The following is a 12,891-nucleotide window of genomic DNA, read 5'->3' on the forward strand; positions in this document are numbered from 1 at the left end:
TAGCGAAAAGGCTGAATTGCGAAATCGCATATTTGTAAAATTGACCGTTTTAAATTTAAAGGGATTTGTCATTTCGAACATAATGAGAAATCTATTGTTAATAGTCTATAAAATAAAAAGTAAAATAGCGAAAAGGCTGAATTGCGAAATCGCATATTTGTAAAATTGACCATTTGAAATTTAAACGGATTTGTCATTTCGAACATAGTGAGAAATCTTTTATCGGAAAACAAAAGTTGAAATAAAATTACTATTCTTTAATCGCAAGCTTCTACTTTAATATAAAAAAGTCAGCAATATAAAAAAGAGAGATTATGATCCGGAAATACGAAGAGAAGTCTACCCTCGCCCGTTTTATCATGCATATTAATAGTGATGAATTAAAGGGAATCGGATTACGGAATGGCTCACCCGTTCCCATCAATACTTTTGTTTATAATAAAGGAGAGGCACAATCGGTAACCATAGACGAAATTGAATATACACTGCCGGAAGGTTGTATTTTACCATTGGTAGCAAGTCTCCACTTTGTTTTTGAACGTCCGGATCAACTTATTGCATGGCAGTTCAATCGTGAGTTCTACTGTATTGTAGATCACGACGCAGAAGTGGGTTGTGTAGGATTTCTCTTTTACGGCATCCAGCATCCGATGTTTATTAAATTAAGCCCAAGTGAAAAAAAAGCAATGCTCCAGCTTGAAAAACTATTCTATGATGAATGGGAGTCAACCGATAATTTCCAGGGAGAAATGCTGCGGACTTTGCTGAAACAACTGATCATTAAAACAACCCGGATTGCCAAACAGCAAAGCGAGAGCTATCAGCACTTTTCCGATGAAAAAATGGATCTGGTGAGAAGATTCATGCTGGTGATCGAGGGAAACTTTAAAAAAGAGCATGGTGTAAACTTCTATGCAGCAGCACTCAATAAATCACCAAAAACACTCAGTAACATCTTCGCCATTTTAAAACAACCGGCTCCATCTAAAATAATTCAAAGCAGAATTATTCTGGAAGCTAAACGCTATCTTCATTATACCGATAAGTCTGTAAAAGAAATTGCTTATGAACTCGGATTTGAAAGTTCAGCACATTTCAGTCGTTTTTTTAAAATGTATTCCGGAGGCAATGCTTCGGAGTTCAGAAATTCTTAACATTTGTACCTATTATTTTTTCATCAATTCTTCCGAATGGCCGACTGATAGGGCAATCAAACAACTACATCTCTACCAATACAATAAAAAAATGATGTCAATTCATTCCCTTTTTATTGCATTCCAGCAATTTACCTTCAGAATTTTCCCAATAATATTTTTTTCTCAAACCAATGTGAATTAATATACAAAAACATACGGCTATTATTACTGATAAACATTGTTTTAGCTGATCAGCTACCACACGCAAAATTATTTTTTATTAAAAAAATAGAATTTAACATATTAAATATAAAATAATATTGTTATTTTTATCGAATAAATAATAATTTAAGACTAATTAATATAATATCTATGGTTATCACTAATAAAGGCAAAATTGTGTTCAGAATGAGAATTCTTATGGCTCTTTTAGTAATTGATGTTTTATTAGTCATAGCAGGATGTATTCTGAAATCTTATATTCATGAAAACATTGAATGGCCATTATTATCTATTTCCATCATCATATTTTTATTGATCTTAAACAATATTATCCGGTTACGGGTATTCCACTTTGAAAATACAGGAGCTGTTTTTTCAATCAAATCTTATCATCCCATTAAAACAGGAGTTGTGCGTCCACATATCGATTATCCGGTAAACAGATTAAGAGCACTTAAGATGAAAAGATCTATGATGGCAAAAATTGTCATTATCGAAGTGAATAGTCAGCAAAAAGAAACTCCACTCCGTATTAAAGTAAAAGCTTCAAGCATCAGTGATAAAGATTATGTACGTATGATCAATTCTTTCGTTTAATCCTGCACTTCATAGAAGTATACAAAGACTTTATAATCCCTTTTTTCCTTCTATCCAGTATGCTTGTGACTTAATCTGATTAGGCATCACACCTCCCGCTTTAAGGAATTTACGGATCAATGTCATTTTTTTTCCATTACCAGTAAGGTAAAAATGAACATCTCCACTATCCACAGCTTTTCGTTCTTCATTCAAAAAACAAGTCAGCGCTTCTATGGTTCTCATCGTACTGTTTTTAGGGATATAATAGCCATATAGATCCAAAGCTTCTAATGCTTCCGGCTCTTCCAACTCATGGAGGCAAAGAAAAGAACGCTCTGAATTTTCAGCCGCCTCCTTTATAGAAAGTGAATTTCCGAGTGATGTTTCATCTCCTACAGAAAAATGAATCTTTGCCTTCGGATCAAAAAGTTTCTTCCCTCTTGGCAATAAAATCTTCATTGAATCACCTACTGCTAACTGGCTAATGTAATTGCAACCCACCGCTGTCGCATCATGAAGATGAAAAAGAATATCAAAAGTTCCATTCTCCTTGTCAAAATTGAAAGGTGAATAGTTTCGGAAGTCCCTGTCATTGATCCGGATCCCAATGGCGTAGGTCGGTGCGAATTCCACTCCGTTCAAATCAGCTTCAAAACGAATTCTACGCAGGTTATTTGAAATATTCTCGGTTGATATAATCGTGCAATCTTTAAATTTGGATGACATCATGCTTTCCACGGTGTCGTTGATCCATTTTGGTAAACTTGGCATAAAAAATTTTATTGCAAAGGAAGCAACAAAACTAAAGTAGGTCGATAGCCATTTCAAGGAATTGATTGGACAATTTGTGGTTTTATACTATCTCTTGCTGTGATCCCGAAAACCAGATGGTGAGCGTCCTTCCAGCTTTGTAAACAAGCGGGTAAAGTAGGCGTGATCATTATATCCCAATTCATGGGCTATTTCCTTTACCGTAAGATGTGTAAAGATCAATAACCTCTTTGCTTCCACTAAAATCTCCTGATGAATCCAGTATAAAGCAGATTTTCCGGTTGCCTCATGAACCACTTCTGTTAAATACCCCGGAGAAATATTCAGTACCTCGGCGTATAAGGATGGACTTTTTAGGGTTTTAAATTCTTTCCTTATCTGGATCCTGAATTGCCGTGTCAATTGTAGAGCCCGGCTTTCTTTTAGTATTTCAGATTTTATATCATGTAAAAAGTTATACGCAAACATTCCGGTATAAGCATTCACTAAAGACTGAACAACAGAAAATCCTTCCTTTGCACAAAGCATTTCATCCGTACAGAAAGATTGAAGTACAGCAGCACAACTGTTTAATTTTCCGATCCAGTCGGGACCAATCGCTAATGGTTTTGCTTCAACCAGAGATTCTTCAAAAACAGAACGCACGGATTCAGACAACAGATCTGTTTTCACTGCGAGAAACCATCCTGAAACCTCATCCATCACTAATCCCTGATGTACCTGTCCCGGCAATAGAAAGAAAATAGAGGGTTCATTAGCTTCAATAACCGAAAAATCAACCATCATTTTTGCATATCCTGTTTCCAGAAACATAAATATGTAATGACTGTCCCGATGAACTCCTTTATCAAGAAGATTATCTTCAATCCCTACAATCCGCTTTTCAACTCTTTCCACGACAATACCATGTTGAGAAACATCGTTTAAGTCATAGGTAGGAATTGTTTTTTTCATCTTTCGAAATCAGGAAACAAATTTATAAATAATATTTTTCCAACCCGCTATTTTAAATTATCATACATAAGAATAGCTTATCCAGGTGTACGATTATATCAGAAACGACATCATAGATCAGGACAGATTGTTCCGAGATTCATTAAAAAAATAAGGCCTCAGAATATCTTCGAAATTATAAAGCCCATTGAGTTTATCTGTAAGATTCTTTGCGACAAACAAGGCTCCATTTCCAAAAGCTTCCCTGGATATAGATTCATGAACAAGCCTTACAGTTTGATAAGGAAACCCAAAAATCACCTCATGCTTCCCCACAATACCTCCTACTCTCACAGAATTTATACTTTCAGTCTCTATATCCAACGCCTCGGCAATTTTAACTGCTGTTCCTGAAATCCCGGACTTGGCTTTAAAATGCTCTTCAATGACTTCGATATCTACTTCCGGAGCTATATTTTTCAAAAGTGAAGCCGCAAACAATAAGTAATTGACCCCTAAAGTAATATTGGGAGACCAGAAAACGACTGCGTTCGCAGAGAGTTGTTTTAAAAATGCTTTTTCTTTTTCACTGTAATGCGAAACAGCAGATATGATTTTAATCTTCTTTTCGGCTGCTACTTTTCCATAGAGATAAATACCTTCTTCTGTGGAAAAATCAATAATAACATCTACCGGATATGCATCCAATAGATCTTTTATATCTAATCCCTGCTTCGAAACAATCAGGGCCGGATCTGTACAATCAACTCCCAGAAATTCTTTCGCAGATGCATGTTCCATCATTTTACTATTTCGTACCACCCATTCAAGCGTATATTCCTTATGCTGTAATACAACATTCGCGACTGCCTTTCCGGCTTTTCCAAATCCTATTAACCCTATTTTCATATTATATTTTTTTTGATATACGTAACAATCATTTTGATTTTTCAGAAAGCATATGTATTATAAATAATAAAAATTTAAAGAACACATTTTATCAATGCGAGATAGGTAATGTACGAAAAATTATTTACTTCAACCCAGAGAAATGATGCCCCTTCATAACACAAACAACGACCAACAGACGATTTATTGCTAATAACGATTTTAATTTAGCCAAAAAAAATAATCGTCAAAAAGTTCTTATTTCAAATATTCAACTGTATTTTGGTACCTCAAAAATGATATAAGTATTTATACGGTATATTTCATTTGGTCATTTATACTCTAAAATCTTTCTCTTTTTGTTCATTACTTTGAGTTATCAATCAGCATAAAAACCCAAAGGCGGAATCTGAAAAGCCTCTATACAAAAAGAGTAAGAATTACCAAAAAAAACAACACCATGGACACTATTGAAATTATCAAAACCGGAGTAGGTTTCAATGACCCGTTTGAACCTATCATTTCAGATCTAAAAGGAGAAGCAAAAGAGTCTTATTCAATCGAAGTATCTGGTCAGGGACAGCTTACCGGACTTTCTTACACAATACCTGCACACACGGAAGGAAGAATTACAGCTACGCTTCAGATATCGGCCTTATCGAGTCAGGATGTAAAAGACCTTAATGATCTGGCAATAGGAATGTTGAATGCTTCCTATAAAGAAGAGGTAAAAGAGTATGAAAAAACTTCAGCCAGTGCTAACCTATCCGTTTGGACCTGGTTTTTCGGAGGCGGAGGAGCTTCTGCTTCTTATGAAAAAACAAAGAACACCATGAAGTCTAAGGGCCTTACTGAAGGGCAAATCACTACCTTAATGAATGCGTTTCTTGAAAAAGCAAAAAATATGTCATCCGTAAAAATTGACTTCTACGTTAATAATTCTGCGAACGACTATTCTGTATCTGGTGACCTTTATTTATATACAGTTTCCGGATCGATCAGTACCGAAAAAGGTACATCACAATACCGTATGCTAGCAGATCAGGCTTCAGCAGGTGGCCCTCCTCCATCAGGTGGTGGAGCTCCTTCTTCAGGAACTATTAAATTGAACTAACACTATTTTAGTGAAGATCTCAAAATTCGGAACAGTCTTTTCTATGCTGTTCCGGGTTTTAGTATTGATCATAATGAATAAGATATCAGGTATTAATCATCCTGTTGTTCCCTCTAAAAACCAAAATCATGAAACTAAGTAATGAAGAATTGGCCCTTCACGATGTAATGGCCAAAAAATTACCCGAACTTATTGAAGAATACTTCAAAAGACCTGAAATCACTTCTGTTGGCGTTTCCTTAAAAACCGTTAATGATGAATTAACCAATAAGCTTAGCTATACTTTTGGAGTAACCAAGAAACTACCCTTATCAAAAGTATCCAACCCTATTCCAGCCACTATTTCAGGATACCCTACAGATGTTATTGAACTTGAAGTTCAACCCAATACTTTAGCTGAGCCTAATCCTGTCATTGAAGCAACACGTCATGAAAAAACCGATCCATTAATCGGAGGAGTCAGTATTTCAGCAAATGGCGGACTTATGCATGGTGGAAAAGAAGTAAGAGGAAATGGTACTTTAGGAGTAATGGTCAATAAAAAGAATGATGATAACCCCTATATGATGACCTGTGCTCATGTATTGGTAGGTACAACCACAAAACTTGATTCAGATGTATGTCAACAGTCAAAATGGGAAACCACTTTAGAGTATTGCCATGATTGTGCTGCGTTAAAGAGTTATTACCATGAGAACGTTTATTTTCAAAGAGGCTCATCAACAATCGATGCATGGCTGGACTGTGCTATTGCAAGAAAAGGCTGGTTCAGAAATGCCACAATAGGAAAAGTATATGGTATTGAAAATGTCATCAAAGGATTTGCAGCTATTGACGCCTCAATCATTGGTAGCGAAGTAACTAAAAGTGGAATTACCACAGAAATTACCACAGGAAATATAACCAGCATTACAACTTCACTCAGACTTGATAATTTTGATGGAACAGAGGTAATTGGCAATAATCTCACTATGATAAGAGGCAAATCAGGGCGTTTTTCCAATTCTGGAGATTCGGGATCTGCTATTTTCACAACCAATGGTTCTCTATTGGTAGGTATACTTGGTGGCTCAACAGCTTCTGCTGACCTTACCTTCGCTTCTCCTGCTGACGCTATTCTAAGCAAATGGTCAGACCTAAGTTTCTAGAATTAAAATTCTTTTCAATCATATCATTTCTACATCGAAGATGGGCTTACCAGTCCATCTTTTTGTATGTAAAATACCTGACACTTTTTTTCATTTCTTTTTTTCATAAGGGGAAACCCCTAATTTATAAAATTGGGTGTTTACTCTCTTTTATACCTTATCCTTTAATTTGAAATTTGTGAATGATCTAAGTGATTTAAGTACTTATACGATCAAAAATTTGAACTGCTAAAATTATCAAACAAACCTATTACAAATTAAATATTATATTATGCCAAATTACAGACAACTTTTAGAAACAGCTTCATCCTACTTGCCAACGTCCTGGTTGGGTTGGGCAGCAACAATAGGAACGACTCTATTTGCAACCGTAGGAGTTCCCATAATTCACGATTTATATCAACGCTATAAAAGCTATGTTCTTCCTGCAGATAGAAGTGCTTCATTTTTAAGAGAAGGTGGAATTCATGGTCTGACAAACAACTCAGACATTAATATTGAACAACACTTTGATACATTCAGGCAAATCAATGATCTAAGAAATCAGCGACAAGATACTGTCCGTGCTAATCTTTCACCCCTGGGAAGATTATTATCAAGATACTTAAGAGAAGGCCACTCAGATATTGATGCTCTTATTGCAAGGAACCTGGCAATCATAGCTCCTGGAAGAGATCATGTAACTAGCGAAGAATTTGAATTAGCTCTACAGCAAGCTATCATGGGAGGAACGCGAACGAGAGGTTCACTGACCTACTTTGCCAGAAAAATTGGTGAACCAATTTATAATTTGATAGGATAATATTTCCACAAGCAATATTATCTTTCATAGTAAAGAAACATTATATCATATAAAAACAGCGCTATGTATAATACTCAGCGCTGTTTTTTATTCATTAAGGATTACCGTTTTTCTTCAATCGTTAAGATCTTATTTTCTTGCTCCAACAACTCCTTTCATCTTCCACTACCCATAATAACGGACTTGATGAAAGCTTCATACAGCATTTCAATTTTAGATACTGAGCGTTAATTATTTATTAAATAATAATCATCATTTCTTCCTATTAGCCCATGAATAGTAAAAAATCATATACATTATCCCCAATAAAAAAATTGATTAAATTTTTCAATCAATTTCTGGCATTATTTTTTAATACTCGTACATAACTTATCACTAAGGCGAAAAAAATAAACTATGACAGTAAATGGCAAGCAATACCATATAGGTATGTCAAAGCAGGATGTGTTGGAAGACAATGGTATCGGGGAAAATTCGTATTCAGCCAATACATGGTATTATATCATTAGAAAAAAGTTTTTAGCAGGTAAAGAAGTTTTATTTGTAGAATTTGAAGAAGAGGTCGCTGTTCGTTTTTATATCCGATATGTTTACAGAAACATTAAAAAAAGTCTTTAGGGTAAATTATAAAAAACACTTACAATAATAAGTGTTCTGATTACATCTTTTTATTCCCCTACAACTCTAGTTACTTCATCAATTTTCTGTTCCGGTAGTTCCTTTCGCCTTCTCCAGAAGAAGTAAGCAACAATCACTGTAGCAATGGGCAATGCAATTCCAAATTCGTCAATGTAATAATTGGTATTTCCATTATCCACCGTAAGAGGAGTAAGAATAGACTGGATAAAAAGATTATGACTGGCATGCATAATAGCACCCGTCCAGAGGCTCCCCGACTTTAAACGCAACCATGTAAATATGAAGCAGCTCGCAAATATCATAACCGTAAAGCAAGTAAGCGCCAACCACTTAGGACCTCCTGTATTATAATTGGAAAAAAGCAGAAGAGGATAATGATAAAAAGACCAGATGAGACCCATCCATAAAGATGTAACAGTATATGAGCTCATCTTTGCTAGCTGGGGAGTAAGAAATCCCCGCCATCCAATCTCTTCACCTAAGGCAGAACCTACAGAACGCACCATACCAAAACTGCTCATCAATATGATATACAACACCAGTGTTGCTCCGTCAGACAAATCCCATCCCATTCCTTTACCCACGTCTGTTATAAACTCATGGTTGTAAAAACCTCCGACACCACTGATCCAAATGATGATATAAGGAATCAGTGAATACAGGAGAGGAACACAATATGCTAATAATTGGTATTTCGTAAGCCCCCATTTCCAGCCCAAAGAAGAAATAGGAATTCCTCTCAATCGACAGGTAAGCAAAGCTGCAATAGCAGGACACCACATCACAATGGTAGCATAAGAGATCACACCTCCACCCAATTTTCCGGTATGGATACACATATAATAAACTGGAAGGCAGAAAAGCAAAGTGAGCCCAAGGTATGTGGCTACATTCTTCCTAATGTCAGAAGTTGAAGTATTTCCCATAAATAGATTTGGTGTTTTGGTTTATTAATTTTAAAATTACTGGTTACTAACAGATTATACAGTTAATACAATAAAATTACACTTAATTTTAATACACTGATCGGTTTTGAAAATTATATCACTTACCATTATTCACTCTTTTTTAGTGGTGAAAAAGATGTAAATTAGCCTACGGAACCGACAAAAAAGATCCTCTCAGAATACGTGATGCCATGTCAAAATTAAAAACAGAAAGAGAACAGAAAAATCTAACTCAGGAAGAATTAGCAGAAAAGTCTAAAATTTCTGTAAGAACCATTCAGCGAATAGAATCAGGGACAGAACCTAAAGGACATACCCTTCGTGCATTGGCACAAGCATTAGAAATACAGGAAAGTGCTTTACAAAATATAATGATTCCAGCTCTGACCAGTGATGAGGTAAAAACAGAAACAAAAGAAGAACAACCTGCCGTAAATTATGCTCTTATTAAAATAATTAATCTTTCTTCATTACCTTTTATTGTAATTCCTCCATTCAATATTCTGGTTCCACTTCTGTTGATGTTTAAAATGAAACAAAGAAATAAGACCAGCAAGCAGATCATTTCCATTCAAATCTTATGGACGATAATGGCACCTATTATTTTTATGCTGGGAATCTTTTTAAAGCTTGGACGACAGTTTACTTTGATCCTGATCATCCTGATTATACTCTCCAATGTCTTCATCATCCTTCGCAACGCAGCTGAAATAGACCGGAAAAGAAAACTATATTACAAACTGAATTTCAATATGATATAATAACCTTCGGGCTATTGTCGGGTTTTTGTCGGGGTCATTTTTAATAAAATAACTTCTGAAAATATAATCTTTGTCAAAATCTTAATAATGACAAAGCACGCTCAAGCTATCCTCTTTTTTTTACTATTTCTTTTTGGTAATACCTCTGCGCAAATAGAAAAAACAGATGATCTTTACAAAACAATTATGTCCAGAGACAGTCTGTTTTTTTCGGTTGGCTTTAATACCTGTAATGTTGGACAAGTGGAAAAACTATTAAGTGATCATTTCGAATTTTACCACGATAAAGATGGCATTTCCGATAAAAAGAAATTTGTTATTGATTTTAAAAAAGGATTATGCAAAGCACCAGACATCCGTCAGGCTAAAAGAGTTCTGGTTCCTAACAGCATCCAAATCTATCCAATGTATCAACATGGGAAACTGTATGCTGCTATCCAAAATGGTGATCATTTGTTTTATGAGAAGGAAGTCAATGAACCTGAAAAGCTGGTAGGTTCCGCTCAGTTTACTAACCTTTGGTCATTAGAGAATGGTGAATGGAAATTAACCCGATCATTGAGCTTTAATCATCAGGCAAAGGAAAGTAAAAAGGATGAGGTTTTTGATAATGATCAAGCGATTGAAAACTGGTTAAAAGAAAATAAAATACCCACTCTGGGTATCGGTATTATTGAAGACAATGAATTAAAACAGGTAAAGGTTTTGGGCGAAATAAAAAAAGGGGTTAAAGCACCTCTCAATACCTATTTCAATGTTGCTTCCCTTACCAAACCTGTAACAGCAATGATTGCGCTTCGCCTGATAAGTCTGGGAAAATGGAAATTGGACGAACCCCTCGACCAATATTGGATAGATCCAGATCTTGTACATGATCTGAGATATAAAAAACTGACCACCCGGATAATCCTGAGCCATCAGACAGGCTTCCCCAATTGGAGATGGATGAATGCTGATAAAAAGTTAAACTTCCTGTTTGATCCGGGAACAAAATACCAGTATTCCGGAGAAGGATTTGAGTATTTAAGGAAAGCATTGGAAAATAAATTCAAGAAAACACTTGAACAACTCGCTCAGGAATTGATTTTTCAACCCCTGAAAATGGATGACACCAGCTATATCTGGAATCCAAACACCGATGAATCAAGATTCGCTATTGGATACAACAAGGAAGAAGTCCCCTATCCAACAGAAAAAAAGACAACAGCCAATGCAGCTGATGATCTTCACACCACAATAAAAGATTATGGAGACTTTATGACCAGTGTTATGAAAGGTAAAAATCTTAATCCGGAAATATTCAGGGAAATGATCGAAAGACAGGTAAAAACAAAAGAAAATAAATACTTTGGATTAGGATTCGAAATCTATGATCTGGGAAATGGTAATTATGCTTTATCTCATGGTGGAAGTGATCAGGGATCACAATGTATCGCTTTTATATTGCCCCAATCCGGAAAAGGTATTTTGATATTTACCAATGTGGACGATGGATATAAAGTATTTGAAAAACTGATCGTTCATTACCTTGGAGAAGATGGGAAAAAGATTGTTGAAATAGAAACGGGTAAATAAATTGAAGCATTTAAAGAAAACTTTAAATAGGTAAGCTTTATTTTTTAACGCAAAGATTTATAATCACAATATGTAGTCTAAGAGAGCAAAGAATGCGACAAAGTCACTGAAGAAGTATACGGATAAAGCGTTCGCTTAATACAATCAATGAAGTTGATTGAAGTCTTTGCTGTCTTAAATAAGCATTATCTAACTTATTCTTTGCGTTAAAAATAATAGATCGTCACAAAATATAGTGAAGTTTTTTAAAATACACTTAAATCATATTGCTTTACGAAATCAAGGATCATATGGTACCCAGCCAATGAATTCCCATGCTGATCCAAAGCAGGACTGAAAACTCCAATTCCCATTTTTCCGGGAACACTTACTGTAATTCCGCCTCCAACACCCGACTTGCTAGGCAAACCAACGGTTCGGGAATATTCTCCACTGAATTCATACATTCCAGCTGTAAGCATTTGTGATTCTATGAGTTTTGCGATTTCCTTATTTTTATATTTAGAATCCCCATCAAACCGAACACATTGATTTGCGAAAAAATAACCTATTTTAGCTAAATCTTCAGCGGTTAGCTCAATAGAACATTGTTTGAAATAATTATCCAGCTGATCTTCATTCCCTGAAATCAATCCATTATTTTTCATCAGATAAAACATCCCACGGTTACGATTTCCTGTGGATTTCTCAGATTCATAAACGGATTTGCTATAATCAATTTCCTGATTTTTGGTAATATACCTTACCATATCTAAAATTTTCAGGAATGGTTTTTCGCCATCGCCGGAAATTAATGAAGTCGTAAGAATAGCGCCTGCATTCATCATAGGATTAAGAGGCTTCCCTGTAGTTTCAAGATTGGAAAAATGATTAAACGGTTTATCGCTTCCGAAATATCCCATTTTATCAAAAATATTCTTTTCCCCTTTTTCATTTACAGCAACCATTAAAGCAACGATCTTAGAAATACTCTGCATTGTAAATTTTTTGCTGACATCACCTACATTCACCACTTTACCATTTTTATCTACAACAGAGAAAGCTATAGCTTTAGCATCCATTTTCCCTAATTCAGGAATATAATCAGCTACTTTGCCTTGCGAATAATATGTTTTGTTTTTTTCGAGAATAGTGCTTAGCGTTTTTTCAGAAATCGTAGACATATCTACAGTTTTCTGAGCGTAGATTATTGTATTTAAAGAGAGAAAAGCTGCAACACAAATTCCCTTTGCAGAAAGTAAAAATCCGTTTTTATTCATATAGGTATTTTTTGGCCAATATCTTATCATTAACCCAAAAAACAAATATAAAACATTTCATCTTCTATTCGAAATTCTCCCTGAAAATATGTAACCACCCTACTCATTACTATGAAG

At 35.3% G+C, this 12,891-nt stretch carries 13 protein-coding genes; 8 read left to right on the plus strand and 5 right to left on the minus strand.

The window, feature by feature from the left end:
• Nucleotides 1-314: 314 nt before the first annotated feature.
• Together JHL15_RS16320 and JHL15_RS16325 are read left to right on the plus strand one after the other, a co-directional pair.
• Complete coding sequence (locus JHL15_RS16320) at nt 315-1,154, plus strand: helix-turn-helix domain-containing protein (RefSeq protein ID WP_200247441.1); 840 nt, start codon at nt 315-317, stop codon at nt 1,152-1,154.
• 390 nt (nt 1,155-1,544) lie between these two features.
• The gene (locus tag JHL15_RS16325; protein WP_200247443.1) at nt 1,545-1,955 is read left to right on the plus strand and encodes a hypothetical protein; all 411 of its coding nucleotides are present in this window, start codon (nt 1,545-1,547) and stop codon (nt 1,953-1,955) included.
• A gap of 30 nt (nt 1,956-1,985) precedes the next feature.
• Here JHL15_RS16325 and JHL15_RS16330 read toward each other — a convergent pair whose 3' ends face one another.
• The 3 genes from JHL15_RS16330 to JHL15_RS16340 all read right to left on the minus strand — a co-directional run bounded on the left by JHL15_RS16330 (nt 1,986) and on the right by JHL15_RS16340 (nt 4,550).
• Nucleotides 1,986-2,708: an FAD-binding oxidoreductase gene (locus tag JHL15_RS16330; RefSeq protein WP_200247445.1), complete on the minus strand. Its 723-nt coding sequence runs from the start codon at nt 2,706-2,708 to the stop codon at nt 1,986-1,988.
• Nucleotides 2,709-2,795: 87 nt separating this feature from the next.
• Entirely contained in the window at nt 2,796-3,662 is an 867-nt protein-coding gene (locus JHL15_RS16335) for a helix-turn-helix domain-containing protein (protein ID WP_200247447.1), read from the minus strand.
• A 117-nt stretch (nt 3,663-3,779) separates the two neighbouring features.
• The gene (locus tag JHL15_RS16340) at nt 3,780-4,550 is read right to left on the minus strand and encodes a 4-hydroxy-tetrahydrodipicolinate reductase (RefSeq protein WP_200247449.1); all 771 of its coding nucleotides are present in this window, start codon (nt 4,548-4,550) and stop codon (nt 3,780-3,782) included.
• Between the two features lie 439 nt (nt 4,551-4,989).
• On the opposite strand from JHL15_RS16340, the gene JHL15_RS16345 reads away from it, so the two are divergent.
• From JHL15_RS16345 to JHL15_RS16360, 4 genes are all read left to right on the plus strand, one after another.
• A complete protein-coding gene (locus tag JHL15_RS16345; protein WP_200247451.1) occupies nt 4,990-5,643 on the plus strand; it encodes a hypothetical protein in 654 nt (217 codons plus the stop codon).
• A 128-nt stretch (nt 5,644-5,771) separates the two neighbouring features.
• The gene (locus tag JHL15_RS16350) at nt 5,772-6,791 is read left to right on the plus strand and encodes a chymotrypsin family serine protease (protein WP_200247453.1); all 1,020 of its coding nucleotides are present in this window, start codon (nt 5,772-5,774) and stop codon (nt 6,789-6,791) included.
• Nucleotides 6,792-7,062: 271 nt separating this feature from the next.
• Nucleotides 7,063-7,593 carry a hypothetical protein gene (locus tag JHL15_RS16355; RefSeq protein WP_200247455.1) on the plus strand — a complete coding sequence of 177 codons (531 nt, stop codon included), beginning with the start codon at nt 7,063-7,065 and terminating at the stop codon, nt 7,591-7,593.
• A gap of 396 nt (nt 7,594-7,989) precedes the next feature.
• Complete coding sequence (locus JHL15_RS16360) at nt 7,990-8,211, plus strand: hypothetical protein (protein WP_200247457.1); 222 nt, start codon at nt 7,990-7,992, stop codon at nt 8,209-8,211.
• Between the two features lie 50 nt (nt 8,212-8,261).
• On the opposite strand, the gene JHL15_RS16365 is transcribed toward JHL15_RS16360, so the two are convergent.
• Nucleotides 8,262-9,158 carry a CPBP family intramembrane glutamic endopeptidase gene (locus JHL15_RS16365; RefSeq protein ID WP_200247459.1) on the minus strand — a complete coding sequence of 299 codons (897 nt, stop codon included), beginning with the start codon at nt 9,156-9,158 and terminating at the stop codon, nt 8,262-8,264.
• A 212-nt stretch (nt 9,159-9,370) separates the two neighbouring features.
• On the opposite strand from JHL15_RS16365, the gene JHL15_RS16370 reads away from it, so the two are divergent.
• Together JHL15_RS16370 and JHL15_RS16375 are read left to right on the plus strand one after the other, a co-directional pair.
• Nucleotides 9,371-9,940 carry a helix-turn-helix transcriptional regulator gene (locus JHL15_RS16370; protein WP_200247461.1) on the plus strand — a complete coding sequence of 190 codons (570 nt, stop codon included), beginning with the start codon at nt 9,371-9,373 and terminating at the stop codon, nt 9,938-9,940.
• An 87-nt stretch (nt 9,941-10,027) separates the two neighbouring features.
• Entirely contained in the window at nt 10,028-11,515 is a 1,488-nt protein-coding gene (locus JHL15_RS16375) for a serine hydrolase (RefSeq protein WP_200247463.1), read from the plus strand.
• 245 nt (nt 11,516-11,760) lie between these two features.
• Here JHL15_RS16375 and glsA read toward each other — a convergent pair whose 3' ends face one another.
• Nucleotides 11,761-12,774 carry a glutaminase A gene (glsA, locus tag JHL15_RS16380; RefSeq protein ID WP_200247465.1) on the minus strand — a complete coding sequence of 338 codons (1,014 nt, stop codon included), beginning with the start codon at nt 12,772-12,774 and terminating at the stop codon, nt 11,761-11,763.
• Nucleotides 12,775-12,891: the final 117 nt, after the last annotated feature.

Source organism: Chryseobacterium paridis (genome assembly GCF_016595215.1).
In the GTDB taxonomy this organism is placed as follows: Bacteria; Bacteroidota; Bacteroidia; order Flavobacteriales; family Weeksellaceae; genus Chryseobacterium; species Chryseobacterium paridis.

Coding starts and splice junctions, on each gene's coding strand:
- JHL15_RS16325 (WP_200247443.1), top strand. CDS start 1,545: ATGAGAATTCTTATGGCTCTTTTAGTAATTGATGTTTTATTAGTCATA.
- JHL15_RS16355 (WP_200247455.1), top strand. CDS start 7,063: ATGCCAAATTACAGACAACTTTTAGAAACAGCTTCATCCTACTTGCCA.
- glsA (WP_200247465.1), bottom strand. CDS start 12,774: ATGAATAAAAACGGATTTTTACTTTCTGCAAAGGGAATTTGTGTTGCA.
- JHL15_RS16350 (WP_200247453.1), top strand. CDS start 5,772: ATGAAACTAAGTAATGAAGAATTGGCCCTTCACGATGTAATGGCCAAA.
- JHL15_RS16335 (WP_200247447.1), bottom strand. CDS start 3,662: ATGAAAAAAACAATTCCTACCTATGACTTAAACGATGTTTCTCAACAT.
- JHL15_RS16370 (WP_200247461.1), top strand. CDS start 9,371: ATGTCAAAATTAAAAACAGAAAGAGAACAGAAAAATCTAACTCAGGAA.
- JHL15_RS16330 (WP_200247445.1), bottom strand. CDS start 2,708: ATGCCAAGTTTACCAAAATGGATCAACGACACCGTGGAAAGCATGATG.
- JHL15_RS16345 (WP_200247451.1), top strand. CDS start 4,990: ATGGACACTATTGAAATTATCAAAACCGGAGTAGGTTTCAATGACCCG.
- JHL15_RS16320 (WP_200247441.1), top strand. CDS start 315: ATGATCCGGAAATACGAAGAGAAGTCTACCCTCGCCCGTTTTATCATG.
- JHL15_RS16340 (WP_200247449.1), bottom strand. CDS start 4,550: ATGAAAATAGGGTTAATAGGATTTGGAAAAGCCGGAAAGGCAGTCGCG.
- JHL15_RS16360 (WP_200247457.1), top strand. CDS start 7,990: ATGACAGTAAATGGCAAGCAATACCATATAGGTATGTCAAAGCAGGAT.
- JHL15_RS16365 (WP_200247459.1), bottom strand. CDS start 9,158: ATGGGAAATACTTCAACTTCTGACATTAGGAAGAATGTAGCCACATAC.
- JHL15_RS16375 (WP_200247463.1), top strand. CDS start 10,028: ATGACAAAGCACGCTCAAGCTATCCTCTTTTTTTTACTATTTCTTTTT.